The sequence below is a fragment of the Paenarthrobacter sp. NPDC091711 genome (assembly GCF_044756605.1).
Taxonomy (GTDB): domain Bacteria; phylum Actinomycetota; class Actinomycetes; order Actinomycetales; family Micrococcaceae; genus Arthrobacter.
Window position 1 is genome coordinate 71,153 of record NZ_JBIVTF010000006.1, and the last position, 25,901, is coordinate 97,053.

A 25,901-nucleotide genomic window follows, 5' to 3' on the forward strand; every position below is an offset into this window, starting at 1 on the left:
CCGGCTGAAACCTGAAGGGCACCACCACAGCGATGGCCAAAAAGATGGCTTCACAAGGAACGCCGGCAACTGCAGCACTTGCAGCGGCCGGCGTTCCCTTCGTGCTGCACCCCTACGCCCACCACCCAGGCACAGTCAGTTATGGAATGGAAGCCGCCGAGGTCCTGGGCATGGAGCCCGAACGGGTTTTCAAGACCCTCATGGTGGAGGTTGAAGGCCGCCTGGCAGTGGCAATCGTTCCGGTTTCCGGGAACTTGGATCTAAAGTCGGTTGCTGCAGCTCTCGGATCCAAGAAAGCCGCCATGGCCGACCCCAAGACCGCGGAGCGGCGCACGGGATACGTCCTGGGCGGCATATCCCCCTTGGGACAGCGGCAGACCTCCCCCACTGTGCTTGATGCGTCCGCCCTGAGTTTCAGTGCCATCCTCGTCTCAGGCGGCCGCCGAGGACTGGATATTGAGCTGGCCCCGGCTGACCTCATCCGGCTCACCAAGGCCATCACTGCTCCCATTGGCACCACGGACAAGCATTAGGGCCCACCCTGAATCATCCGGCGCCGGACTCCCAACCCAGCTGCTCAAGCAGGCCCCACCCCGGCGGCGCTTGCCTGTCCCGGATTGTTCCGCGGAGCCAGTTGTCTCTGCAGCCACGCGCGGACGAGACGCTCCCACCGTTCCGGATCGACATTCCACTCTTTGGTGTGCCGGGCGCCGTCGAAGGGTTCAAACGTGACCATGTCAGGATTCTTTTCCGCGAGGCTGGCGGAGGGTCCGAAGGGCACGTAGTCGTCATCCACGCTGTGGATCAGTAAGGTGGGCGTCCGCAGTTCAACGGCGCGGGCCTCCCAGTCCATGGCCTTCAGGTCCACAGGTGCGGACAGTCCGGTCAGCCTGCGCCCCAGCGGATGGCTCAGCATCATCTGCCCATAGCGCCCCACGTTGTAGGGAATTCTGTTCATCTCAGCATGATGGGCCATCACGTTGACCCAATTGATGACCGGGGCGTCAAGGACCAGAGCCCGGATGAGGTGGCGGTGTTTGGACAGGTCAGCTGTTTGCAGGCTGATCGCTCCGCCCATGGACCAGCCGAACAGAACAATCTCCTGGGCACCGCGGTCCACTGCGTATTCGATCGCAGCCTCCACGTCGCGCCATTCCGTGGATCCCAGGCCGTACCGCCCGTCCGCCGCGGACGGGGCTAAACCGTCATTGCGGTAGGAGATCAGCAGGCTGTCCATCCCCAGCTCGCGTGCGGTGCGGACCGCCCGCAGCCCTTCCAAGCGCGTTGCGCCGCGGCCATGGACCATGATGGCGCAGACCGGCGCTGCAGCCAATGCTTCGGCACGGATCAACCACGCAGGCGCTTTCCCGCCGTCCACCATAATGTCCACGTCCTCGGCAGCGAGGCCGATTGCAGCAGGATCCGGGTACGTTCCCCCGCTCCACCATGCGCGGCGGGCCTCTGAGAGGTCGCCGCTGTAAACTTCCTCAACTTCACGCAGCACCGTCTGCTCAGCGGGCGAGTACGACACAATCCGGCCGATCCTGGCGTGACCTTTGCCGCCCGAGAAGAACAGGCTGAACACGCCGTCAATGGTGCTGTCCGGGGTGGCAGCCAAGATCACTTGAAGTCCCTTGTCCCCGCGGATGACAGCAAGCACTTCCTGGTCCTCGTGCCTGGCGGCAGGGGTGATGACACGGCGGGCAAAATACACGGCGAGCGCCGAGGACCCTGCCCCCACCAAACCGGCGATTGTGCCGCCTGCCAGGAAGCCTGCGATGGCCCATTTGGTGCGGAGGGAGAGTTTCTTGTCTGCAGCGTCGCTCGCTGGCGGGGTTGTCGATGCCATGGTTCCATTGTTGCTGCTCCCTGGCGCTGGCTGGTGCAGGCGTGGGCCGCGCGGCGTACTCGCCCGGGAATCCTGACGCGCGTTTCAGACCCCAAAAGTCTGCGGACTGCCCTTGGCCGGGACTACGCTGTAGCCATGAGTGATCCCATCGTCATCCTGACTGAAGAGCCCCTCGGCCCCGACGACCGCGTTAACATCGCCAAACTTCTCGACGGCGGTGATGCTCCCCTTATTGTTCTGGTTCCGTCCAACACTGAACGACACCTTCTGGTGGATTTCCTGGAGAATCTGTCGTTGCTTGATATTGCCAAGGCTTTCCGGGAGCTCACTGCGCAGCACCCGGACCCTGAGGCTGAGCGCGCGGAGGCCTCCGAGACGCTGGCCGCATCGCTGGCGGCGTTGGCCGGCTTGGGTGGAGGCGTGACGGGAGAAGTCTTCGACGGCGGTGCCGTGGCCGGCTTGGTGGCGAAGGTCCGGGCCGTGGATGCTGCCCAAGCGGTGGTCATTACCCGCCCCCATGCCATTGCGGACACGTTCCATACTGACTGGGCCAATAAGGCACAGGATCAGTTGGGTCTTCCGGTCCTGCACCTGTATGCGGGCTCGGGATTTATCGGCGACTCGTAAGCGTTGCAGTAGACATGAACACTCCTGACAACACCAGCAAGACAACTTCTGCGCCCGAGGGGGCTGCCGTTCCCGTGGAAAAGAGCGATGCTCAGTGGCGCGAGGAGTTGACGCCCGAGGAGTACCGGGTGCTACGGCAGGCAGGCACCGAACGGCCTTACACGGGTGAGTACTGGGACACCCACACGGAAGGCGTCTACCAGTGTCGCGCCTGTGGCAGCCAGTTGTTTACCAGCCGGGAGAAATTCGATTCCCACTGTGGCTGGCCGTCGTTCTGGGCGCCGCTTGCAGAGGGCACCGTCCGGTATCTTCATGACCGCACCATGGGAATGGATCGCGTGGAGGTACGCTGCGCGAACTGCGATTCACACTTGGGGCACGTTTTCGAGGGTGAAGGCTATGGAACGCCCACGGACCAGCGGTTCTGCATTAACTCTGTTTCACTGCGTCTGGTGAAGCCCGAAGAAAACTAGGCCTTCCTGGACGGGCTGGTGCTCGGCCCCGCCCGTCCGGGAGGTTACCTATGCCGCGACTGGACCTCAACCGGTCTCCACACACCCAAAGGCCAAGAGTTTCTTATGCTCGAGGCAATTTTAGATTAGCGATGCTTTTTGCTTGCTACGCTCGGCCCAGAAGCAATCACTCCTTCGAAAGGGCCGAGCTCCATGACCACTATCACTACCGCTACCGCCCAGCGTGTCACTGCCGACAACGCTGAGTGGATGTCCTTGAAGGCTGCAGCCACCGCCCTCCAGGCACATCAGGAACAGGACGGCTCCATTGCCGATTCCGACGTCCACGCCGAGGCGGCAACCCTGGTTTCCACGGTGACCGACGCCATCACGGCCCTGGCACCGCACTTCCCTCACGATGCCCGCTACCTGGAGCTCCTGGTGGAAGACTTCGGCCGCTGGGTTCAGGGAGGCTTCGGAGTACCGGACTTCCTGGACTCCCTTCAGGCGTTCCAGCCTCAGGAACAGCGCGTTGACGGTCTGCAGCACCTTGTGGTTTTCCCCATGTACACGCAGAACGGCAGCACCAACAGGTTGGTGGAAGCAGTCCTGATCGAGGTTATCTGGCCTGAGTTCATTGGCGGCCTGGAGGCAAACGAATACTCCAACAAGCTCTTCGTCCCCATCCGCTTTGTAGACTTCACGCCCGGCTATGACACTAACTCGGCCGTGCTCTTTCCGGAGACGGTGGCAGTCCGCGAGACGCCCACGTTCACTTGGGGCGCCATCTTCGCCGACCGTGAAGCCGCCCGTTTCCGCCGCGTGCTCAAGGCAGCTGCCGCAACCACCTCCTTGGAACTTCCCGAGGACGCAGCGCAGCTGATCGAGGATCAGGAACTGACCCAGCGCACATTTGTCATGTGGGACCTGATCCACGACCGCACCCACATGCGCGGAGACCTTCCCTTTGATCCGTTCATGATCAAGCAGCGCATGCCGTTCTTCCTGTACTCGCTGGAGGAGCTGCGCTGTGACCTGACCGCTTTCCGCGAATCGGTGCGCATTGAAAAGGACGAAGAAGCCGATCCCGATTCCCGCAAGCACGCCAAGCTGGTTCAGTATGCGGTAATTTTCGACCGCATTTTCCGGTTCGCCATCACCGGCAACCGTGTGCGCAACTACGACGGTCTGGGCGGCCAACTGCTGTTCGCCTGGATGCACCAGCACCACGTTCTGCACTGGACGGACAGCAAGCTCTCCATCGATTGGGACGAAGCTGCCGAAGTTGTGGTGGAACTCGGCGCCAAAATCGAAGAACTGTACTGGCGCTCGATCGACCGCCCCAAGGCTGCCCACTGGCTGGCCGCATACGAGCTCATTTCCAGCACGGTAACTCCTCACCCGGCATCCGTATGGGCCAAGGGCCCCGAGGCGCTACCCTTGGACGGTCCGCCCCGCGGCCTCACGGACCAGGTGCTGGACGACGAATTCCCCCTGTCCATGTTCTACGAAGCACTGGAGAAGAAAATGCGCCCCGTCATTGAGTCCACCACCGGCATCACGGGCGCGACTGCCGCCTGATGACCACACTGACTATCCTCGTGACCGGCGGAAGCAGCGCTTCCGGCATCGCCGTGACGCGCGCGTTGGGGGCCGCCGGTCACAGGGTGCTCACAGTGGGCTCCAATGACGTCCGCATCAAGGCGGCTGCGGGCGAAGCAGGCCACTCGGCAACTCCTTTAGTCTGCGATCTCACCAGCCTGGAGTCCGTTCGGGAGCTTGCTGCCACCGTGAGTGGCCTCGGCATCGAGGGCATCGACGGCGTGATCCACCTGGTGGGCGGCTGGCGGGGCGCGAAGGGCATTGAAGACCAGACGGACGAGGATTGGGAGGCCATGGAACGCAGCGCTGTTACCACCCTCCGAAACGTCTCCCGGGTCTTCTACAGCCACCTTGAAGCATCTCCGCACGGCAGGTTCGCCATGGTCTCATCAACCACGGCAACCTCCCCCACCGCCGCGGCCGCCAGTTACGCCGCAGCAAAGGCAGCCGCGGAAGCCTGGACCTTGGCGGTAGCCGACGGTTTCGGCCGGGCGCAATCCGGCAAGGCCGGAAACCCGGATGCCCCCACGGAGCAGCACAGCGCAGCGGTGATTTTCGTGGTGAAAGCTCTCGTCGACTCCGCCATGCGGGAAGCCCATCCCGAAAGGCGATTCCCCGGCTTCACTGACGTTGAGGACGTGGCGACTGCCGTCGTCGGACTCTTTGAACAACCTGCCGCCGCCCTCAACGGCCAGCGCATCCTGCTGGCCACCTAGAATCCTGCCGGCCCAAATAGACTTGAAAGCGTGAATGAACAAGTGACGAGCACAACAGAGGCAATCCACAGCGCCACGGACACCCCGGGCCCGGGTCAACTGCATGATCCTGCTCAACTGCATAACCCTGCGGTTCGCGGATTCGCATCCGACAACTACTCCGGCGTGCACCCGGAGATCCTCACAGCACTGGCAACCGCCAATGGCGGGCACCAGGTCTCCTACGGCGAGGATGTGTACACGGCACGGCTGCAGGAGGTACTGGAGCAGCAGTTCGGCCCGGGCATCGAGACCTTCCCGGTCTTCAACGGCACTGGCGCCAACGTCCTTGCCCTGCAATCGCTCCTTCCCCGTTGGGGAGCAGTGATTTGCGCCTCCACGGCACACATCAATATGGATGAGAACGGTGCGCCTGAACGGGTGGGCGGGATCAAGCTCCTGCAGGTTCCCACCGAGGACGGCAAGCTCACCCCCGAGCTGATCGACCGCGAGGCCTGGGGCTGGGGCGACGAACACCGCGCCCAGCCGCTGGTTGTGTCCATCACCCAAACCACTGAACTCGGGACCTGCTACACGCCGGATGAAGTGCGGGCCATCGCCGACCATGCGCACTCCAAGGGCATGAAGCTCCACATGGACGGTGCCCGGCTGGCGAACGCCGCCGCGTACCTGGACGTCCCCCTCCGGGCCTTCACGCGCGACGCCGGCGTGGACATCCTCTCCTTCGGTGGCACCAAAAACGGACTTCTTTTCGGCGAAGTAGTGGTGGCGCTGAACCCGGATGCAGCTGACGGCCTGAAATTCCTGCGCAAGATGAACATGCAGCTCGCCTCGAAGATGCGCTTCATCTCAGCCCAGTTCATTGCCCTGCTGGAGGATGGCCTGTGGTTGCGGTCCGCCGCCCACGCCAACGCCATGGCAGCGCGCCTGCGGACGGCCATTGAGGGAATCGACGGCGTGGAACCTACCCAGGCAACGCAGTCCAACGGGGTCTTCGCCGTCCTGCCCGAAGGCGTCGCGGACAAGCTGCGGGAGTCCTTCGCTTTCTACGACTGGGACGCCGCCCGCCGTGAAGTCCGGTGGATGTGCTCATTCGACACCACGGAGGAAGACATCGATGCCTTCGTGGCTGCCATCAGGCGCGAGCTGGCGTAACACACAAGACGTGCACCCCGGGGCGGCGAGCCTGCACAGATTCGCCGCCCCGGACGCATAATCTGCGATGGTGAACGCCCTCGCACAGGTTCCCTCGGAGTTTCTCTTCGCCTTGGGATCACTACGAAAAGCACAGTGCCGCAGCGAACTGCGCCTTGACGAGATCCCCGCTCCCGCCCGTCTGGCCCCCTACGCAGTCGCCTTGGGAGCCGAGGTTTTCAGCCCCACGGCAGCAACCCGTCGGGTTCCCGTCCATGGACCTGCGGCCAAGGCTTTTGCCGCCAACCAAGGCGGCAGTCAGTCAAGTGAAGAGGACGATGAACTGGCCACCGGCCGCTTCATCCTCCTTTACGACCCCGATGGCTCGGCCGTCTGGGAAGGGGAATTCCGCATCGTCACCTACATTCGGGCTCAGATGGACGCTGAGATGGGGAACGACTCCATGCTTGGCTCCGTTGCCTGGACCTGGCTCGTGGATGCCCTGGAGAACCACGCAGCCCCTTATCGCGCTGCCGGTGGCACAGCAACACGGATCCTTTCCGAAAGCTTCGGCACTCTGGCCGAACGGCCGGACACCATAGACATCGAGCTCCGGGCGTCCTGGACACCGGCCAGCCAGGACGTACAAGCCCATCTCGAAGCCTGGTCCGACATGGTGTGCACCTTCGCGGGGCTGCCACCTCTTCCACCAGGGGTCACCGGGCTACCCAACAGGAGACTCAATTGAGTGTGATGAATGTGCAGGCGGGTACCCACCAGGGACTGGAAACACCCCTCTACGGCCGGAATCGGTAAGCTTAAGCCACCATGACCCCTGAATATCCGGAAAACACCACGGCCGGCGACCCGGTTGCTGATCCCACCACCCACATCAAGGTAGACGGCTTCGATAGCCACGTCCCTGAAATCATCGATCTCGACACTCCCCGCGAAGGAGTACCCCAGGTCATCGACACCCCGTCCGGGCTGGAGCGGTGCGCAGCCGCCATAGCCGCCGGAACAGGGCCGGCCGGAGTGGACGCAGAACGCGCGTCCGGGTTCCGCTACGGCCAGCGGGCGTTCCTGGTTCAGATCCGCCGCGAAGGTGCCGGAACCTGGCTGATCGATCCAGAACCCTTCGATAACCTGGACATCATCAACGACGCCCTTCGCGGCGTCGAATGGATCCTGCACGCGGCCTCGCAAGACCTCCCTTGCCTCTCCGAGCTCGGCATGTGGCCGGACAAACTGTTCGATACCGAACTTGCAGCCCGCCTCGCGGGACTCCCCCGGGTTGGCCTTGCAGCAGTCATCGAACAACTCCTCGGCTTTGGCCTGGCCAAGGAACACTCCGCAGCCGACTGGTCCACGCGCCCACTACCGGAGCCTTGGCTGCGTTACGCGGCCCTGGACGTCGAAGTCCTCGCAGAGCTCCGGGAGGAACTCATCGAGCTGCTGGAAGCGGACGGCAAGCTCGAATACGCCGAACAGGAGTTCGCTGGCATACTCGCCGCTGGCCTCTCGGCCCCGCGGGTAGATCCCTGGCGGAAGACCTCCGGGCTTCACCAGATACGCGACCGCCGACAGTTGGCAGCCGTTCGTGAATTGTGGCTCGAACGGGATCAGCTGGCCCGCAAACGCGACGTCGCGCCCGGCCGCCTCATCCCCGATTCGGCGCTGGTAGCCGCAGCCAAGGCCATGCCGACCACGGTGCCGCAATTGCTGGCCACCAAAGGATTCCACGGACGCTCCGCCCAGAGGGAAGCCCCACGCTGGCTGCGCTGCATTACCAACGCACGGACTCTCACGGATCTCCCGCCCCTTCACCTGCCCACCAATGCGCCGCCGCCACCCAGGGTGTGGGTGGACCGGGATCCGGAGGCCGCGGCGCGCCTTGCCACCGCCAGGCCGGCCCTGCAGGCAGTAGCGGACGAGCTGAAGCTGCCGGTGGAGAACCTGCTGACGCCGGATTATCTGCGGCGGGTGGTCTGGCGGCCACCGGCTGATGTTTCCCTGGAGTCCATCGCTGCGGAGCTGCGGTCCTTGGGTGCTCGCGAGTGGCAAATCTCCTTCGCGGCTCCGATACTCACCGAAGCGTGCTTGAACCCCGCTCCGCTGCCCGCCAAAGAGTCCAAGGCGAAGGAAACCAAAGCAGCCAAGGACGTGCAAGCTTCCGGCGATGCCGGCTAAGCATCCCCGCGTCGAGGCCTGTCGCTGCGAACTGTGGTTCGTAGCGGCAGGCCTTTCGCGTCCTCGGAGACATAGACACCTGGCACGGCGTCGACCTTGCCAGCTAAGTTACCCGCGAGTAACATTGCATCAATGCCAGCCGAAGCACCCGTGACGCGGGATTCGGCGCCATGTCTCAACGAGGAGTTAATACATGAGTCCATCACGCAGTGCTCAGAGGAACGTCCGCGACGTCGTGTTCGTGGATGGTGTTCGCACACCCTTCGGCAAAGCCGGCGAGAAAGGCATCTATGCGGGCACCCGCGCCGATGACCTCGTGGTGAAGTGCATCCGCGAGCTGATGCGGCGAAACCCGTCACTCCCCGCGGAACGGATCGACGAGGTTGCCATCGCTGCCACCACCCAAACCGGCGACCAGGGCCTCACCATCGGCCGCACGGCGGCACTGTTGGCCGGACTCCCCCGCACGGTACCCGGCTTCGCCATCGACCGTATGTGTGCAGGTGCCATGACGGCAGTTACGACGACGGCCAGCGGCATCGGTTTCGGCGCATATGACGTTGTCATTGCAGGCGGCGTGGAGCACATGGGCAACCACCCCATGGGCGCCGGCGCCGATCCCAACCCACGCTTCATGTCCGAGCGCCTGGTGGACCCGGCTGCTTTGAACATGGGCAACACAGCGGAAAACCTGCATGATCGCTTCCCGGCCATCACCAAGGACCGCACGGACTCCTACGCGGCAGCCTCCCAGGCCAAGCTCGATGCAGCGTACGCCAAGGAGCAAATCCAGCAGGACCTCGTCCCAGTCGCCACGATGAAGCCCGGCCAGGGCTGGGCTCTTCACACCACGGACGAGCCTCCGCGTCCCGGCACCACCGTTGCCGACCTGGCCGAATTGCGGACCCCCTTCCGCGCCCATGGTCGAGTGACTGCGGGCAATGCCGCAGGGTTGAACGACGGCGCCACTGCCGCTGTTCTCGCTTCCGCCGAAGCCGCTGAGGAACTAGGCCTCCCGGTCAAAATGCGATTGGTCTCCTACGCCTTCGCCGGTGTTGAACCCGAGGTCATGGGCATCGGCCCGGTACCTGCCACCGAAAAGGCGCTCAAGAACGCAGGGCTGGGCATCGAGGACATCGGGCTCTTCGAAATCAACGAGGCCTTCGCCGTGCAGGTCCTCAGCTTCCTGGACCACTTCGGGATCGCCGATGACGACCCCCGGGTGAACCGTTACGGCGGGGCGATCGCCGTCGGACATCCACTTGCTTCCTCCGGTGTCCGCCTGATGAACCAGCTTGCACGGCAGTTCGAGGAAGACCACTCGGTACGCTACGGCATCACCACCATGTGCATTGGATTGGGCATGGGTGCCACAGTGATCTGGGAAAACCCCCACCACGCCGACTTCCAATCTTTCACCGCTGACCAGGCCACCACGGCCACCACCGAAGGAGCCGCCGCATGAGCGCCGCCGAATTCCAAAAACTCGCCGCCCTTTTCCCTGATGAAGTGGTGACCCACTCCTACGTCCAGGACATCCAACTGCCGGGCGGCGCCGGAACCTTTGCACTGATCACCCTGGACAACGGCCTTGACCACTCCAAGCCCACAACACTGGGCCCCAACACGCTGGTGGAACTCGGCGGCGTCTTGGAGAATCTCAGGGAGCGGGCTGCCCGGGGAGACATTGTGGGTGTCGGCGTCACGGGTAAGCCGTACTTCCTGGTGGCAGGTGCAGACCTGTCGGCCGTCAAAACTCTTAAGGAACGCGAGCATGGGCTATGGATGGCTCAGCTTGGCCATGCCGTCTACAGCACCTTGGCAGACCTGGGCGTTCCGAGCTTCTCCTTCATCAACGGACTGGCTTTGGGCGGCGGGCTGGAAATCGCCCTGCAGTCCACCTACCGGACCGTCTCCACAGGTGCAGGCGCCTTGGCCCTGCCTGAAGCGTTCATCGGCCTTGTACCAGGCTGGGGCGGCGTCTACATCCTGCCGCGCCTCATCGGTCCGGAGAATGCCGTCAAGGTCATGATCGAGAATCCCCTCAGCAACAACCGGACCCTCACCGGCCCGCAAGCGTTCGAGCTCGGCGTGGCCGATGCCATGTTCGAACCCGCCGACTTCGTGGAACAGTCGCTCGCATGGGCGGCCCGGGTCATCTCCGGGGAGATCACGCCTGAGCGGAAGAACGCCGTTGATGTCACGGATGAGGCCGTCGCCGGCCGGTGGGCAGCCGCCGTATCAGCAGCCCGGGCTTTCGTGGAGTCCAAAACCTCCAACGCCTCCCCCGCTCCGGGCAAGGTCCTCGATGTCATGGAAGCCAACCGCACCATGACCCAGGCCGAGTCCGCCGAACTTGAGTGCGAGACCCTCGCAGGGCTGATGCAAACCGACGAGTTCCGCTCCACGGTCTACGCGTTCCTGGACTTGGTCCAGAAGCGCTCCAAGCGCCCTGCGGGTGCGCCCGACCGTAAGCTTGCCCGCCCGGTCACGAAAATTGGCGTGGTGGGTGCAGGCCTCATGGCCAGCCAGCTGGCGCTGCTGTTCGCCCGGCAGCTCAAAGTCCCCGTGGTCATGACGGACATTGATCAGGCACGTGTGGACAAGGGCGTGGCGTATGTGCACGCCGAAGTGGACAAGATGCTGGCGAAGAAGCGGATCAAACCGGACGCCGCCAACAGGACCAAAGCTCTCATCACCGGATCTGTCTCCAAGGAGGCTTTTGCCGACGCCGACTTCGTCATCGAAGCAGTCTTCGAAGAGTTGCACATCAAGAAGCAAGTCTTCGCCGAGGTTGAAACGATCGTTTCCCCTGAGTGCATCCTGGCCACCAACACGTCCTCCTTGTCCGTCACAGCCATGGCCGAAGACCTGAAGCACCCTGAACGCCTGGTGGGCTTCCACTTCTTCAACCCCGTAGCTGTCATGCCGCTCCTGGAGATCGTGCGGGCCCCCAAGACCGATGACGCCGTCCTCGCCACCGCCTTCGAGCTGGCCAAGGGACTCAAGAAGACCGCCGTGCTGGTCAAGGATGCTGCGGCCTTCGTGGTCAACCGCATCCTTCTCCGCCTCATGGGGGAAGTCATCGCAGCGTTCGACGAAGGCACCCCGGCAGAGGTTGCGGACAGCGCCCTGCGTCCCATGGGCCTGCCGATGTCGCCGTTCACCTTGAGCGCCATGGTTGGCCTGCCGGTTGCACAGCATGTCCAGGAGTCGCTGCACGCCGCGTTCGGTGAGCGGTTCCCGGTCTCGCAAAACCTGCAGAAGCTCATCGATAACGGCGTAAAGAGCCTCTGGGCTCCGGGACCCGACGGATCACCTGTCATCCCGGCCGAGACGCTGGCCCTCATGTCCTTCGGCAACACCCCATCCACTGGCGAAGAAGTCCTTCGTCGCACCCAGGACGCTTTGGCCGAAGAAATCGGGCTGATGCTGGAAGAGGGCGTCGTAGCCGGACCTGAAGACATTGACCTCTGCGTCATCTTGGGAGCCGGATGGCCCATGTTCCTGGGCGGCATCACACCCTACCTGGACAGGGTGGGCGCCTCCGAGCGGGTCAACGGCAAGCGGTTCCTCGCCCCCGGCGTCGCCTCCGCACCTGCCTGACCCGCCCCTCTCTCACATCCCGCGGCCTAAAACGGAACACTCTCTCACATCCCGCGGCTTAAACCGGAACGCTCTCTCACTTGCTTGAGGAAAGTGAGAAAGCGTTCCGGTTTAAGGGCTGTTATGTGAGAGAGGGCTAGAAGAGGGCTACCTTCGGTGCCCGCGGGAAGATCTCATCCAGTTCCGCGCGATCCTCCGGAGTGGGTACCCAGCACACTGCCCCGGCGTTCTCCCGAATCTGCTCCGGACGGGTTGCGCCCGCGATGACGCTGCTGACTCCAGGCTGTGCGGCCAACCAGGAGAAGGCCAACTGAAGCTCGCTGATATCGCGTTCCTTGGCAAACTGGCCGAACCGGCCAAGCTGCTCCCAATCGGCGTCGTGCACCAGGTTGGTGCGCGTGTGGCTCAATCGGGAACCTTCAGGGGCCTTGCCCGCTGAGTATTTTCCGGTGAGCAGCCCGTTGGCCAAAGGGAAGTAAGGAAGGACGCCCAGGGAGAAAGCTCCTGCTGCCGGGAGCACTTCGAGTTCGGCGCGGCGGTCCAGGAGGTTGTAGTGGTTCTGGGTCGAAATGAAACGGACGCCAGCGGACTGGCGAGCAACGTACTCAGCCTCGGCAATCTGCCAGCCGGCAAAGTTCGAGTGGCCGATGTACCGGACCTTGCCGCTGGATACCAGGTCATCCAGGGCTGCCAGCGTCTCCTCGATGGGAGTGCGCGGGTCCGGAGTGTGGAACTGGTAGAGATCAATCCACTCCGTATCCAGACGGCGGAGAGAAGCTTCCACGGCCTGAACGATGTATCTGCGCGAGCCTCGTGCATCGAAGTCGTTGCCGTTGACTCCGCGCATGTCCATGCCGAACTTGGTGCCGATGACCACGTCATCACGGCGGCCTTTCAGCGCCTTGCCCAGCATGACTTCACTCAGGCCGGGCTCGCGGCCGTAAACATCGGCGACGTCGAAGAAGGTCACCCCGGCATCAAGCGCGGCGTGGACAACAGCGTCCGTGCCTTCCTGGGACTCGGTGGGGGTATTGGCGCGGCCCAGGTTATTGCAGCCCAGCCCTACAGCTGAGACAGTCAATCCGGAATGGCCAAGGCGTCGGTATTCAGTCATGAATTCAGCCTATACGCGCCCCGGCACTGCTTGTCACCCGAGGCAACAAACTCCCCCCAGCAGTACTGTTAGCCGGTTCCGTACGAGATCCCGGATTCCTCCATGGCATCCTCAAGCTGCGCGACAGCCACCGGCCCCATCCCGTGGAGCTTGGACAGCCCGGCCTCGCCGAACTCGGCCAACTGCTCCAAAGTCTCTATCCCCTCATGCGCCAGCGCCCGTCTGGCCGGAGCGGCCAGACCTTTGGGCAGGGGCGTATGTCCGGGCCAGTTGCTCTTGGACGCCATGGGGATACCTCCTGGTGCGTTGGGGTGCTACTTAGAGAGTAAAGCCCACACCCTGCTTGGGCGAGTGCTTCACACGGAATGCCGTGGGGTCACTATGGGGAGCTGCTGCAACCGTGAGCTTGGTGAAGTCCAGGTCCTCACCGCGGACACAGATTTTGATGGCGTTCACTGCCTTGTTGACGTCCGGGCAGAGGCAGAAGATGTTCAGGTGGCCGTTGCCGATTTCCGAACGGTCCACTACTCCCAGCCCACGCCACGCCAATTCACCGGTGAGGGCGGCTTTGGCTTTACGCTCAAGGTGACGGTCGCGTTCGGTGCCGTCCTTGGACTTCAACGCAATCTGGGCAACGACCCAAAACTGTTCCGACTCGGGGATCTCGGCATAGCCGTCTTCCTCGCATTGCGCAGCAAAAGCAGCCATCAGGCCATCCACGGCAGATTCGTCGTCAACGTCTGCCTCGTCGGTCTTGCTTTGGTGACCCACTACACCGTGATTAACAACGAACTGCTGGTCTTCGTCGTCATACCAGGCCTCGCGGAAGTGAAGTACTCCGTCGTCGTCGCGCTTGTACGCTCGGATGATGCCGCTCATGCTCGTCCTTTCCTGAACCACTCGGCGCTGGTGCTGGTGGCTCCATTGACGTCGAAGGGCGCTTTCATGGTGTTCACTGCCTCAAAGAGGGCTGCGCATTCTGCGCGCATTGCGTCCACCGTCTGTTGCGGATAGCCCATGGCCATCCGATGCTGCTCAAATTCGTCCTCATCGTCCACGAACACCCCATGCTGGGTGGACCGGATGACGTCCAGATCCATATCAATCATGTGGAATTCGGTGACGCCGGGCTTGAGGGGATTCCAGTCGTGGCCGGTGGCCAGGTCAACATAGATCCTGAAGTCGCCCGGATAGCTGTCATCGTAGAAGGTGGCCACGAACTCACCGGTCCGAGGAACCAACAGAATTGCATCCGACGCCGTATAGAAAGCCGCGCCGGGGCGGGCGCAGAACTCCCCTGCTCCCTGGAAGATCCACCAACCGTGGATGTCTTCACCAAGGTAGCGGCCGGGCACTACCCAGTGGGCCTTGCCGTCCCATTTCCTGTTCCTCGACACCACGAGGTCACCGGGCTGCAATGCGCCCGGCGCGCGCTCGTCCGTCACAGCGTTGGCAGGCTGCCGGTGGTCGGGTGTTCCTGGCCCGGGAGGGGCCTGGCGAACGGGACCTTCGTCCCCAAAACCTGGGCTACGACGTCGTGCGTTATTTTCTGGGCCGTCAGGCCAACGCGCTCAAGGACCTGGCTGCGGGAGCCGTGCACCAGGAACTCCACCGGCAGGCCCACTTCGTTCAGAGCTGTGTCCACACCGGCAGCCCGCATCTCCTGACGGATACGGGATCCCACGCCACCTGCCCGTACCCCGTCTTCTATGCAGATCACCAAGCGGTGACGGGCAGCAAGGGCGATGATCGACTTACGGACGGGAAGGACCCACCGCGGATCCACCACCGTGGAACTGATTCCTTGGGCGCCCAAGCGGGCGGCAACATCAAGTGCGAGCTCGGACATCGCGCCGACGCTGACAATCAGGACATCGTTTTCGGTTGAACCCTCCGGTCGCCTCGCGAGGATGTCAACGCCGTCATGAAGCCGCTCGATAGCTTCGATTTCGGAGCCTACGCTGCCCTTGGAGAACCTAACCACAGTGGGGGCATCATCAATGGCCACAGCCTCGCGCAGTTCTTCGCGGAGCCTGGTGGCGTCACGGGGAGCGGCCAAATGGAGGCCGGGCACGATCTGAACCATCGCCATGTCCCACATGCCGTGGTGGCTGGGTCCATCCGGGCCGGTCACGCCGGCACGGTCCAGGACGATGGTCACGCCGGCTTTGTGCAGGGCAACGTCCATCAGGAGCTGGTCAAAGGCACGGTTCAGGAAGGTGGCGTACACCGCTACCACGGGGTGAAGGCCACCGAACGCCATTCCAGCGGCGGACGTCAGGGCATGCTGCTCAGCGATGCCGACGTCAATCACCCTTTCGGGGTGGCGCTCAGCGAACTTGTGCAATCCCACGGGGATGAGCATCGCCCCGGTAATACCCACGATGTCCGGGCGTTCATCGGCAATGTCAGCGATTTCCTCGGCGAACACGGACGTCCAGGACCTGGCCCCGGGCATTTCGGTGGGCTCGCCGGTTTCGGGGTCGATGATTCCCACCGCGTGGAACTGGTCTGCTTCATTGGCCAGGGCAGGCGCGTAGCCGTGGCCCTTCTCCGTCATGGCATGCACAATGACCGGTCCACCGTAAGCCTTGGCGGTATTGAGTGCATGTTCCATGGCCTGGAGGTTGTGTCCGTCAACCGGGCCGATGTACTTCATGCCAAGGTCCTCGAACATACCTTGCGGGGCCCACCAGTCCTTGATGCCCTTCTTCATGGCATGCAGGCTCTTATAGGTGAATTGGCCTGCGGGGCCGCCGTCCTGCAGCTTCTTCTTCCACCAGTCCAGCATGCGTTCGTAGGCCGGGGTGGTGCGCAGGGAGTCAATGGTGGGACGCAGTGACGCCAGGTAATCGGCAAACCCGCCAACAGTCGGGGCGTAGGAGCGACCGTTGTCGTTGACAACGATCACCACGCGACGCCGCTTGTCCGCGGCAATGTTGTTGATGGCTTCCCACGCCATGCCGCCGGTCAACGCGCCATCGCCAACCACGGCGACGACGAACCGGTCACCTTCACCGGTCAGCTGCCGGGCACGCGAGATGCCGTCAGCCCAGGACAGGGACGAGGAGGCATGTGAACTCTCCACGATGTCGTGCTCAGACTCGGCACGGTCCGGATAGCCGGAAAGACCGCCCTGCTGGCGGAGCGTCGTGAAGTCCTGGCGTCCAGTCAGCAGCTTGTGCACATAGGACTGGTGGCCGGTATCGAAGATGACGCTGTCCCGCGGAGACTCAAAGTTCCGGTGGACAGCGAGAGTGAGCTCCACAACGCCCAGGTTAGGACCCAGGTGTCCACCCGTTGCGGCTACGTTGGTGATCAGGAATTCCCTGATTTCCCCAGCCAGTTGTTCCAGCTCCGTGCCGGACAATGTGGCCAGGTCCCGTGGATCCTTGACGGTTTCCAAAAGTCCCAACGGCCCTCCTTAGGGTGAATGACGTGCTTGTTAACTTTAGCGCGTGCCCGGGCCCGCGCGTTGCGCCGCGGCTTCGAGCCTTGGCATTGTTCTCCCAGCGAAGTCACCTGACTGATCCCCGGACGCCAACAGCCCCGGCTGGTCGGGCGACCAGCCGGGGCTGTCCGGCAACTGAATCAGCTGGAAACCAGCGGGTTCGTTATGCCGAGATCTGGCGCAGAACGTACTGCAGGATACCGCCGTTGCGGTAGTAGTCCGCTTCACCCGGGGTATCGATGCGCAGAACGGCGTCGAAGGACTTGGCGGTACCGTCTTCAGCCGTTGCCGTTACCTTGAGCGTCTTCGGCGTGGTGCCGTTGTTGAGCTCGGTAACGCCTTCTACCGCGAAGGTTTCCGTTCCGGTGAGACCCAGCGTGGCTGCGGACTCGCCAGCGGGGTACTGCAGCGGAAGGACGCCCATGCCAATGAGGTTGGAGCGGTGGATGCGCTCGTAGCTCTCAGCGACTACGGCCTTGACGCCCAGGAGCGCCGTGCCCTTGGCAGCCCAGTCACGGGACGAGCCGGAGCCGTATTCCTTGCCTGCCAGGACAACCAGCGGCGTTCCTGCTGCCTGGTAGTTCTGGGCTGCGTCGTAAACGTAAGCCTGCGGAGCACCTTCCTGGCTGAAGTCGCGGGTGAAGCCACCCTCAACGTTGTCCAGGAGCTGGTTCTTGATACGGATGTTGGCAAACGTTCCGCGGATCATGACTTCGTGGTTGCCACGGCGTGAACCGTAGGAGTTGAAGTCTTTACGCTCCACGCCGTTGGCCAGGAGGTACTGTCCTGCAGGAGTGTCCGACTTGAAGGAACCGGCCGGCGAGATGTGGTCCGTGGTGACGGAATCGCCGAGCTTCAGGAGAACGCGGGCGCCCGAGATGTCCTTGACGGGATCCGGCTGGGCCTTCATGCCTTCGAAGTATGGGGGCTTCCGCACGTAGGTGGAGTCCTCGGCCCAAGCGAAGGTATCGCCTGCGGGGGTGTCGAGGGCCTTCCAGCGGTCGTCGCCGTCGAAGACGCCCTCGTAGCCCTTGGCGAACATTGCCTCGTCAATGGAGGAGTCAATGACTTCCTGCACCTCAGTGGGGTTCGGCCAAATGTCCTTGAGGAAGACCTCGTTGCCCTCGGAGTCAGTGCCAAGGGCGTCTGCCTCGAAGTCGAAGTCCATGGAGCCTGCCAGGGCGTAAGCGATGACCAGTGGCGGTGACGCCAGGTAGTTCATCTTCACGTCCGGGTTGATACGGCCTTCGAAGTTGCGGTTACCGGAGAGGACAGCAGTGACAGAGAGGTCATTTGCCTGGATTGCCTCGGAGATTTCCGGCTCAAGCGGGCCGGAGTTACCGATGCAGGTGGCGCAGCCATAACCCACAATGTAGAAGCCGAGCTTCTCCAGGTAGGGGGTGAGGCCGGACTTCTCGTAGTAGTCAGTGACAACCTTGGAGCCCGGTGCCACGGAGGTCTTGACCCACGGCTTGGAGGTCAGGCCCTTATCCACGGCGTTGCGTGCAAGGAGGGCCGCAGCCAGCATGACGGACGGGTTGGACGTGTTGGTGCAGGACGTGATCGAAGCGATCGACACTGCGCCGTGGTCCAGTTCGAACTCGCGGCCATCGGCGGTCTTGACCTTGACCGGCGAGGAGGGTCGGCCATGCGCACCATTGGCGGCAGAGTAAACGCGGTCCGTTTCCGTGGTGTGCGAATCGGCGTGTGTGAAGGACGGCGAATCGGAAGCCGGGAAGGACTCGTCCAGGGACTCATCCACGCTGCCGTCTTCAATGGAGACGTAGTTGTGGATGTCCTTGCGGAACTGTTCCTTGGCGTCCGTGAGCTCAATGCGGTCCTGGGGACGCTTGGGGCCGGAGATGGAAGGAACAACGGTGGACAGGTCCAGCTCCAGGAACTCGGAGAATCGCAGTTCACGGGAGGGATCGTGCCAAAGGCCCTGTTCCTTGCTGTATGCCTCCACGAGGGCAACATTTGCCTCGGAGCGGCCGGTCAGGCGCAGGTAGTCCAACGTGACGTCATCAATGGGGAACATGGCAGCCGTGGAACCGAATTCCGGGCTCATGTTGCCGATGGTGGCGCGGTTGGCCAGCGGCACAGCGGCAACGCCTTCGCCGTAGAACTCAACGAACTTGCCAACAACACCGTGCTTGCGCAGCATTTCGGTGATGGTCAGCACGACGTCCGTAGCGGTGGCGCCGGCGGGGATGCTGCCCTTGAGCTTGAAGCCCACAACACGGGGAATCAGCATGGAGACGGGCTGGCCGAGCATGGCAGCCTCGGCTTCGATGCCGCCAACGCCCCAACCCAGGATGCCCAGGCCATTGACCATGGTGGTGTGCGAGTCGGTGCCAACACAGGTGTCGGGGTAGGCACGGACAACGCCGTCTACCTCGCGGGTCATGACGGTGCGTGCCAGATATTCGATGTTGACCTGGTGGACGATGCCGGTTCCCGGGGGGACAACCTTGAAGTCGTCGAACGCGGTCTGGCCCCAGCGAAGGAACTGGTAGCGCTCACCATTGCGCTGGTACTCGATCTCCATGTTGCGCTCCAGTGCGCCGGAGTTACCGAAGGCGTCGATCTGGACGGAGTGGTCGATGACCATTTCTGCAGGCGCCAACGGGTTGACGCGCTTGGGGTCACCGCCGAGCTCCTTGACGGCTTCACGCATGGTAGCCAGGTCCACGACGCAGGGAACGCCGGTGAAGTCCTGCATGATGACGCGGGCCGGGGTGAACTGGATTTCCGTGTCGGGCTCCGCATTGGGATCCCAACCGGCCAGGGCGCGGACATGGTCAGCCGTAATATTGGCGCCATCCTCAGTCCGCAGGAGGTTTTCAAGCAATACCTTGAGGCTGAACGGAAGGCTGTCTGCGCCCTCTACGGAGTTCAACCGGAAAATTTCATAGTCGGTGCCGGCTACATTCAGTACGCCTTTGGAACCGAAGCTGTCCACAGTGCTCATGGCAGGACTCCTCTCGCAACAGTTTCATCTTTGTCGCGTGGTTGGCCGCTAGCCAGTTAGGCGCACCTTACTTAGCCGGGCGGCATCTCTCTTGGTCACCCCGGTCCGCGGCGATGATTGCTGCGGACCGGGGCTACTACTGCCATCGTAATGGCATACTCCGGTGTTGCGTCACTGATCAGGCATAGCTGCGGAAACGCGCAGTTCGGCCTTTCGCACCATGGAACCGGGACGGCGCCGTTGCTAGGCGGCGGGGACGATCAGCCCGACCGTTTCCAAGTGGTGGGTGTGCGGGTAAAGGTCAAAGGCCCGCAGCGACTCCAACCGCCAACCGCCTTGATGGAAGTAACCCAGATCACGCGCAAAGGATGCTGGATCACACGACACATAGGCGATTGCGCGGGGTCCCGTGGCCATCAATTGCTTGATCACGGCCTTGCCCGCACCGGCGCGCGGCGGATCCAACACCAACGAGTCGAAGCTGCGGGCGCGTTGGTGCAGGACCCGCTCGACCCGTCCCTGCACAATCTCCACCTGGGACTGACCATGCAGGTTTTTGCGGGCGTCACGGCTGGTGCCCGGCGCGCCTTCCACGGACAGGACCGATCCCGTGACACCCACGGCGTCCGCCAGAGGTGCCGTAAACAGGCCGGCACCGGCGTAGAGATCAGCGACTGCAGCGCCGGGCTGCAAGTACCCGCCCTGGGAAAGATAGCCCGTCACGGCGCCCACCAGCGTGTCCGGGGCATCTTTGTGGATCTGCCAAAAACCCTCACCGGTCACCCGGTAGTCATGGCCCGCTGCAGTTTCCTGCACCCATGTCCTCCCCCGCAGCTGCAGGACCTCTCCCTTGCCGGGATCGAAGCTTGCAACTGACACGTCGTGAGGCAACTGAGACAGGATGCTGTGCAACCGCTTGGGGCTCGTCGATTCCTCGGGGGCCAGCAGGATCAGGGGGCGCGAGCCGTTGGCGGGGAGGGCAACCTCCACGCGGGCTATGCCGGACAGGTCAAGGTCCCACAGCTTCAGCTCGTTGATGCCCGCAAGCGCCAACGGCATTTCCTTGATGGGCAGCACCGTGTCTGATCGGTGCGCGTGCATTCCCAACCGGCCTTTGGGAGTCACCGCGAAGCTGGCGCGCGTACGCCAGCCGAGTCCGCCGTCGTGATTCTCTCCCACAGCTTCCACCTCGGTGGCGAGGTCAAGGCCGGCCAGCCGCTTGAGCTGCTCTGCCAACACTTCGGCCTTCAAGGACCGCTGCCGCTGCAAGGATATGTGTCCGAGCTCAGCGCCGCCCACGGGCGCCGTCCCGCGGCTCCATGAGCCCAGCGAATCCGCCTGCTTCCAGAAGTGCGGAACACGGTCCGCTGAACCTTCAAGGACCTCGACGACGTCGGCACGCCAGAAGCGCGACGAGTCACCGGAGTCGGTCAGGCGGATGCGGACTTTCTCCCCCGGGATGGCGTGACGGACGAAGATGACGCGCCCTTCGTGCCGCGCGACGAAGTGCCCTCCATGGGCGATGGGGCCGATGTCCACCACCAGTTCAGTACCGGGCGTGCCCTGGTCCCTGGTGTGGTGGGGTTGATGTTGGGGGGAATTGCTGTGGGAGGTCATTTAGGTATCCTGCAGTGCCTTTGCTTCTTCGGAGGACTTCAACTGCCACGGAACGCTGGCAACCATGACGCCAGGTTCGAAGTGGAGCCTCGTCTTGATTCTGAGTGCTGTCTGGTTGTGGACGAGTTGCTCCCACCATTTGCCCACCACATATTCGGGGATGTAGACCACGATCAGGTCCCGCGGTGAGTCGCGGCGCATGTTCTTGATGTAGTCCATGATGGGCGTCACCGTTTCACGGTAAGGACTGGCCAACACCGTCAGGGGAACCGGGATTTCCAGCTTCTCCCAATCACGGACGGTCTGGGCCGTCTCTTCAGGGCTGATGTCCACGGTGACGGCGTCCAAGCGCGAAGGCCTCGACGCCCGGGCGTAGGCCAGTGCCCGAAGGACCGGCTTACGGACGTGTGAAACAAGAAGAACCGCGTGAACCCTGGTGGGCAGTGCACGGGGCGAGGAGTCCTCATCCACCGCCAACTCCCTGGCCACGTTGTCATAGTGCGCGCGGATGCTCCACATGATGAGGAAGAGGACGAACATCGCGAGCAAGGCGATCCAAGCGCCTTGCTCGAACTTGGTGATGAGGACAATGACAAGGACCAGGGCCGTCATCCCGAAACCCAGCATATTGATGGTCCGCGATTTGATGATGCGCCGCCGGACAGCCTTGTCCCGGGCGAGTTTCAGTTCGCGGCCCCAGTGCCGGATCATCCCCAATTGGCTGGCGGTGAAGGAGATAAAGACGCCCACGATATAGAGCTGGATCAGCTTGGTGACATCTGCGTTGAACGCGAGAATCAGAACCAGTGCGCCAGCCGCCAAGGCAAGCACGCCGTTGCTGAACGCAAGCCTGTCTCCGCGCGTACGGAGTTGTCGTGGCAGGTAGCCGTCCTGGGCCAGGATCGAACCCAGCACGGGGAATCCGTTGAACGCCGTGTTGGAAGCAAACACGAGGATGATGCCCGTGGCTGCAACCACCACATAGAAAAGGATGGAGCCGGAGCCGAAGATGGTGTCGGCTATCTGGCTGATGGCAGGGGTCTGGATGTAGCCCTCGGGCAGTGGTTTGCCGTCCACCAGGAATTCGCGGGCCGGGTCGAGGACGATGTGCACTTTGGTGGCGTTGGCCAGGTAGAGGATGCCTGCCAGCATGGAAGCCGCTATGACGCCGAGCAGCAGCAATGTTGTGGCCGCATTCTTACTCTTGGGCTTCTGGAAATTGGGCACCCCGTTGCTGATTGCTTCAACACCCGTGAGTGCAGCGGCCCCGGAGGAAAACGCACGCAGTAGAAGGAATGCCCCGGCCAGCCCCACCAGGCCCTCATCAAATCCGGGCTCTGGCACGATGGTGAAGTTTGCGGACGGAGCCTCCCCCAAGGTGCCGCTGATGGCCTGGAAGATACCCACGGCCGTCATTCCCAGAATGGATGCCATGAAGATATAGGTGGGAATGGCGAAGACAGTCCCGGCTTCCTTGACACCCCGGAGGTTGACCAGCGCCAGAATGATGACGCCGACAGTGGCGATCAACGCCTGCTGGCCGTGCAGTGCGGGTATGGCCGTGGTGAGGTACGTGGCCGCCGAGGACATGGACACGGCAACAGTCAGGACGTAATCCACCAACAGGGCTGAAGCGACGGTGAGCCCGGCGTACTTGCCCAGATTGACGTTGGCAATCTCATAGTCGCCACCGCCGGACGGATAAGCGTGGACATTTTGGCGGTAGGAAGCCACCACTGTGAGCAACACCACCATCACCGCGAGGCCCACCAGCGGGGAAAATGCCACCGCGCTGACGCCTGCAAGTGCCAAGGTTAAGAGGATTTCATCCGGGGCATAAGCCACTGAGGACAAGGCGTCCGAGGCGAAGATCGGCAAGGCGATGCGTTTGGGCAACAACGTATGGGCCAGGCGGTCATTCCTGACTGGCCGGCCCACCAACACCCGCTTCGCGGCATTCAGAATTGTCAGCACTCCGCAAAGCTACTCTGAATCCCCAGGGATGTCATGACGGTTGTCGCCGGCATACCCCTTCTGCACCGGTAAAGTCATACCGAGCGGGACGGACTACACACATAAGGAGACACGGTGGCTCACTTCGTGATCATGGGTTGCGGCCGTGTTGGCGCAACCCTGGCACACACTTTGGAGGATGCCGGTCACTCCGTGGCCATCATCGACCAGGACGAGCGGGCTTTCCGCCGATTGCGCAACACTTTCGCGGGGCGCAAAGTCACGGGAGTCGGCTTCGACCGGGACACCCTCAAACAGGCCGGCGTGGAAGAGGCCTACGCCTTCGCCGCCGTCTCCAGCGGCGACAATTCAAACATCCTGGCCACGCGGGTTGCCCGGGAGACGTTCCATGTTGCCCATGTGGTGGCACGGATCTACGATCCCGGCCGTGCCGAAATCTACCAGCGGCTCGGTATCCCCACAGTGGCAGCCGTGCGCTGGAGCGCGGACCAGGTTCTTCGGCGCATTCTTCCCGAGCAGCATCTCGCCGGCGACTACCGGGAGCCCTCAGGCCGACTGGTCCTGGCCGAAGTGGATCTGCACGAGGCATGGATCGGACACAGCCTGGACTCCATCGAGTCCGCTGCCGGAATCCGCATAGCTTTCCTCACCAGGTTCGGCGAAGGCCTGTTGCCCCAAACCGGCACCGCATACCAGGAGGGTGATACCGTCCACGCGATGGTGAGCCTGGACCGAACCTCCGAGATCAGCCGGATTCTCGCCAAAGCACCCGCCAAGGAGTCTTAGTGAAAGTTGTCATTGTTGGCGCGGGCAGCGTCGGCTCGTCCATTGCGCGTGAGCTTCTGGCCCACAAGCACCAGATTCTCCTCATTGACCTGAAGCCCGAAGTGATTGGACGCAGCGGCCTGCGTGGCGCCCGATGGCTGGTGGGCGATGCCTGCGAACTCAGCACCCTGCAGGACGCAAAACTCGAGGATGCCGACGTCGTGGTTTCTGCCACCGGCGACGACAAAGTGAATCTGGTGGTGTCCTTGCTGGCCAAGACCGAATTTGGTGTGGGCCGAACTGTGGGACGCGTGAACAACCCCAAGAACGACTGGATGTTTAACGACTCATGGGGTGTGGACGTAGCAGTAAATACGCCGCAGCTCATGACGGCATTGGTGGAAGAGGCCGTGGAAATCGGCGACATCGTGCGTCTGTTGACGTTGCAGACGGGCGTGGCCTCGATCGTGGAATTCACTGTCCCGCATGACTCCCACGTCATTGGCAGCACGGTGGGCGGAATTCAGTGGCCCGAGGATGCCACCCTGGTTGCCATCCTGCGTGATCAGGCGCCCATTACGCCCACGCGTGATGATGTCCTGGACGGCGGTGACGAGCTCTTCTTCGTCACCACCATCGCGGCCGAGGACGGTTTGCGGGCCCTGCTGTCACCAGCGTCCGACGACGGTCAGGAACCGCGTGAGGGGTCTTCCGGAACAGTGGATCAGTCCGCTGAGGACGACGGCTTCGACGGCTGAGGTGCCGGCTTGGTCACCAACCAAGCCACCCAGAGGCCAAGGATGTACAGCGGGGCGCCCATCAGGAGCCTGGTGGTTGCCAACGCTGTCAGGCCGGGCTCGCCCATGAAGTACAAGGGGACCTGCACCACAAGGCGCAGGGTCAGCACGGCCACCACAATCCACGTGCCCAAGGAGTAAGCCCGGAGCCGCTCCGGATCCTTGCGCCACTCCAGTCCTTCGTTACGTACAAAGCCAAAGAGAAGTCCGGCCACCGGCCATTTGAAGGCGATGGACAGCACCATGGCTGCGATGTAGGCGATGTTGGTGAAGAAGCCAAGCACGTAGAAGTCCTCGGCCTTGCCCGTGGTGTTTGCCAGCCAGGCAGAAATACCCACTCCCACCACGCCCGCCAACGCTTGTGTCAGGGGACGTCGCTGGATCAGGCGAACCACAGTGAAGACGGCGGCTGCAGCCAAGGCTGCAATGAGGGCGGGCGTGAGATCGCGTGTGATGGTGAAAGCCACCAGGAACACCAATCCCGGGAGGATGCTCTCGGCAATGCCCTGCACACCTCCAGCGGACTTCAGCATGTCCACGTGGCCTGCGCTGTTCCGATGCAGACCGGCTTTTTCGGCATAGCCGGCAGCGAGGTCGGACACGGTGGGCCCTTCCGCACCGGATTTTGGAGCATTCGCGTGCAGTTCTTCGTTCTCGTGGGGCGCATCGCGCCCCGTGTCCTTCGGGTCTGAGCCGTTGGCCACGGTCATAGGTGCTCCTGACGAGAGAGGATTTCGTAGCGGGGATTGAACATGGCCGGAAGGCCATCAACTTGGGTCACCATGCCGTCCAAGCGGAGTTCCACGCCGGCTTCAATGCCGGGAACGCGGGTCCGGCCCAGCCAAATCACGCGGAGGCGGTCGTAGGGCTTCCTGACCCCGCCGGCCCCCGTGTCCGGCACAGGCCCGGGACGCCCGGAATCGACCACCACAGCGGAGAAAAACGGCTGCTCGCTGGGCGGCTGGTGAGTTACCGACTCTATGAAGCCGGTACACACCGCCCTGCCCCTGGCAGGGAGATCACGCACTCCCTGCCG

23 protein-coding genes are annotated in these 25,901 nt (G+C 62.9%); 12 read left to right on the top strand and 11 right to left on the bottom strand.

Annotated features, from left to right (window positions below; translation table 11 throughout):
* Positions 1-32 precede the first annotated feature (32 nt).
* Positions 33-533 carry a Cys-tRNA(Pro) deacylase gene (ybaK, locus tag ACIQH5_RS11455; RefSeq protein ID WP_400403218.1) on the top strand — a complete coding sequence of 167 codons (501 nt, stop codon included), beginning with the start codon at positions 33-35 and terminating at the stop codon, positions 531-533.
* Between the two features lie 44 nt (positions 534-577).
* Here ybaK and ACIQH5_RS11460 read toward each other — a convergent pair whose 3' ends face one another.
* Positions 578-1,849, bottom strand: coding sequence for an alpha/beta hydrolase family protein (locus ACIQH5_RS11460; protein ID WP_400403223.1), 1,272 nt, complete (start codon positions 1,847-1,849; stop codon positions 578-580).
* Between the two features lie 135 nt (positions 1,850-1,984).
* On the opposite strand from ACIQH5_RS11460, the gene ACIQH5_RS11465 reads away from it, so the two are divergent.
* The 9 genes from ACIQH5_RS11465 (at position 1,985) to ACIQH5_RS11505 (ending at position 12,176) form a co-directional block, all read left to right on the top strand.
* On the top strand, positions 1,985-2,476 hold the full coding sequence (locus tag ACIQH5_RS11465) for a hypothetical protein (protein ID WP_105691069.1): 492 nt from the start codon (positions 1,985-1,987) through the stop codon (positions 2,474-2,476).
* Between the two features lie 14 nt (positions 2,477-2,490).
* Positions 2,491-2,949 (top strand): peptide-methionine (R)-S-oxide reductase MsrB, encoded by a 459-nt coding sequence (gene msrB / locus ACIQH5_RS11470; RefSeq protein ID WP_105690899.1) that lies wholly within the window; start codon positions 2,491-2,493, stop codon positions 2,947-2,949.
* A 192-nt stretch (positions 2,950-3,141) separates the two neighbouring features.
* Positions 3,142-4,509, top strand: a complete 1,368-nt coding sequence (locus ACIQH5_RS11475; RefSeq protein WP_400403227.1) for a DUF6421 family protein — start codon at positions 3,142-3,144, stop codon at positions 4,507-4,509.
* Positions 4,509-5,246: an SDR family oxidoreductase gene (locus ACIQH5_RS11480; RefSeq protein WP_400403229.1), complete on the top strand. Its 738-nt coding sequence runs from the start codon at positions 4,509-4,511 to the stop codon at positions 5,244-5,246. Before ACIQH5_RS11475 ends, ACIQH5_RS11480 begins: the two co-directional genes overlap by 1 nt.
* 63 nt (positions 5,247-5,309) lie before the next feature.
* The gene (locus ACIQH5_RS11485) at positions 5,310-6,401 is read left to right on the top strand and encodes a threonine aldolase family protein (RefSeq protein WP_400403522.1); all 1,092 of its coding nucleotides are present in this window, start codon (positions 5,310-5,312) and stop codon (positions 6,399-6,401) included.
* A 67-nt stretch (positions 6,402-6,468) separates the two neighbouring features.
* The gene (locus ACIQH5_RS11490) at positions 6,469-7,128 is read left to right on the top strand and encodes a DUF3000 domain-containing protein (RefSeq protein ID WP_400403232.1); all 660 of its coding nucleotides are present in this window, start codon (positions 6,469-6,471) and stop codon (positions 7,126-7,128) included.
* A gap of 80 nt (positions 7,129-7,208) precedes the next feature.
* Positions 7,209-8,570, top strand: coding sequence for an HRDC domain-containing protein (locus tag ACIQH5_RS11495; protein WP_400403235.1), 1,362 nt, complete (start codon positions 7,209-7,211; stop codon positions 8,568-8,570).
* Between the two features lie 193 nt (positions 8,571-8,763).
* Positions 8,764-10,035, top strand: coding sequence for a thiolase family protein (locus tag ACIQH5_RS11500; RefSeq protein ID WP_400403237.1), 1,272 nt, complete (start codon positions 8,764-8,766; stop codon positions 10,033-10,035).
* Entirely contained in the window at positions 10,032-12,176 is a 2,145-nt protein-coding gene (locus ACIQH5_RS11505; protein ID WP_400403240.1) for a 3-hydroxyacyl-CoA dehydrogenase NAD-binding domain-containing protein, read from the top strand. Before ACIQH5_RS11500 ends, ACIQH5_RS11505 begins: the two co-directional genes overlap by 4 nt.
* A gap of 136 nt (positions 12,177-12,312) precedes the next feature.
* On the opposite strand, the gene ACIQH5_RS11510 is transcribed toward ACIQH5_RS11505, so the two are convergent.
* The 8 genes from ACIQH5_RS11510 to ACIQH5_RS11545 form a co-directional block, all read right to left on the bottom strand.
* Complete coding sequence (locus ACIQH5_RS11510; RefSeq protein WP_400403242.1) at positions 12,313-13,290, bottom strand: aldo/keto reductase; 978 nt, start codon at positions 13,288-13,290, stop codon at positions 12,313-12,315.
* Between the two features lie 68 nt (positions 13,291-13,358).
* Positions 13,359-13,577 (bottom strand): hypothetical protein, encoded by a 219-nt coding sequence (locus tag ACIQH5_RS11515; protein ID WP_062068055.1) that lies wholly within the window; start codon positions 13,575-13,577, stop codon positions 13,359-13,361.
* 31 nt (positions 13,578-13,608) lie between these two features.
* Positions 13,609-14,169, bottom strand: coding sequence for a hypothetical protein (locus tag ACIQH5_RS11520; RefSeq protein WP_142939462.1), 561 nt, complete (start codon positions 14,167-14,169; stop codon positions 13,609-13,611).
* Entirely contained in the window at positions 14,166-14,735 is a 570-nt protein-coding gene (locus ACIQH5_RS11525) for a DUF402 domain-containing protein (RefSeq protein ID WP_400403245.1), read from the bottom strand. The genes ACIQH5_RS11520 and ACIQH5_RS11525 overlap by 4 nt, the downstream gene beginning before the upstream one ends.
* Complete coding sequence (dxs, locus tag ACIQH5_RS11530) at positions 14,732-16,705, bottom strand: 1-deoxy-D-xylulose-5-phosphate synthase (RefSeq protein WP_400403248.1); 1,974 nt, start codon at positions 16,703-16,705, stop codon at positions 14,732-14,734. The genes ACIQH5_RS11525 and dxs overlap by 4 nt, the downstream gene beginning before the upstream one ends.
* A 199-nt stretch (positions 16,706-16,904) precedes the next feature.
* Positions 16,905-19,712 (bottom strand): aconitate hydratase AcnA, encoded by a 2,808-nt coding sequence (gene acnA / locus ACIQH5_RS11535; RefSeq protein WP_400403250.1) that lies wholly within the window; start codon positions 19,710-19,712, stop codon positions 16,905-16,907.
* Positions 19,713-19,955: 243 nt separating this feature from the next.
* Positions 19,956-21,329, bottom strand: a complete 1,374-nt coding sequence (locus tag ACIQH5_RS11540; protein WP_400403253.1) for a class I SAM-dependent RNA methyltransferase — start codon at positions 21,327-21,329, stop codon at positions 19,956-19,958.
* On the bottom strand, positions 21,330-23,303 hold the full coding sequence (locus ACIQH5_RS11545) for an APC family permease (protein WP_400403256.1): 1,974 nt from the start codon (positions 23,301-23,303) through the stop codon (positions 21,330-21,332).
* 114 nt (positions 23,304-23,417) lie between these two features.
* On the opposite strand from ACIQH5_RS11545, the gene ACIQH5_RS11550 reads away from it, so the two are divergent.
* Together ACIQH5_RS11550 and ACIQH5_RS11555 are read left to right on the top strand one after the other, a co-directional pair.
* Positions 23,418-24,089: a TrkA family potassium uptake protein gene (locus tag ACIQH5_RS11550; RefSeq protein ID WP_062068039.1), complete on the top strand. Its 672-nt coding sequence runs from the start codon at positions 23,418-23,420 to the stop codon at positions 24,087-24,089.
* Entirely contained in the window at positions 24,089-24,826 is a 738-nt protein-coding gene (locus ACIQH5_RS11555) for a potassium channel family protein (RefSeq protein ID WP_400403259.1), read from the top strand. Before ACIQH5_RS11550 ends, ACIQH5_RS11555 begins: the two co-directional genes overlap by 1 nt.
* On the opposite strand, the gene ACIQH5_RS11560 is transcribed toward ACIQH5_RS11555, so the two are convergent.
* Entirely contained in the window at positions 24,793-25,575 is a 783-nt protein-coding gene (locus ACIQH5_RS11560; protein WP_400403262.1) for a DUF3159 domain-containing protein, read from the bottom strand. The two genes, ACIQH5_RS11555 and ACIQH5_RS11560, sit on opposite strands and share 34 nt — an antisense overlap.
* Positions 25,572-25,862, bottom strand: coding sequence for a hypothetical protein (locus tag ACIQH5_RS11565; RefSeq protein WP_400403264.1), 291 nt, complete (start codon positions 25,860-25,862; stop codon positions 25,572-25,574). The genes ACIQH5_RS11560 and ACIQH5_RS11565 overlap by 4 nt, the downstream gene beginning before the upstream one ends.
* Between the last annotated feature and the right edge of the window lie 39 nt (positions 25,863-25,901).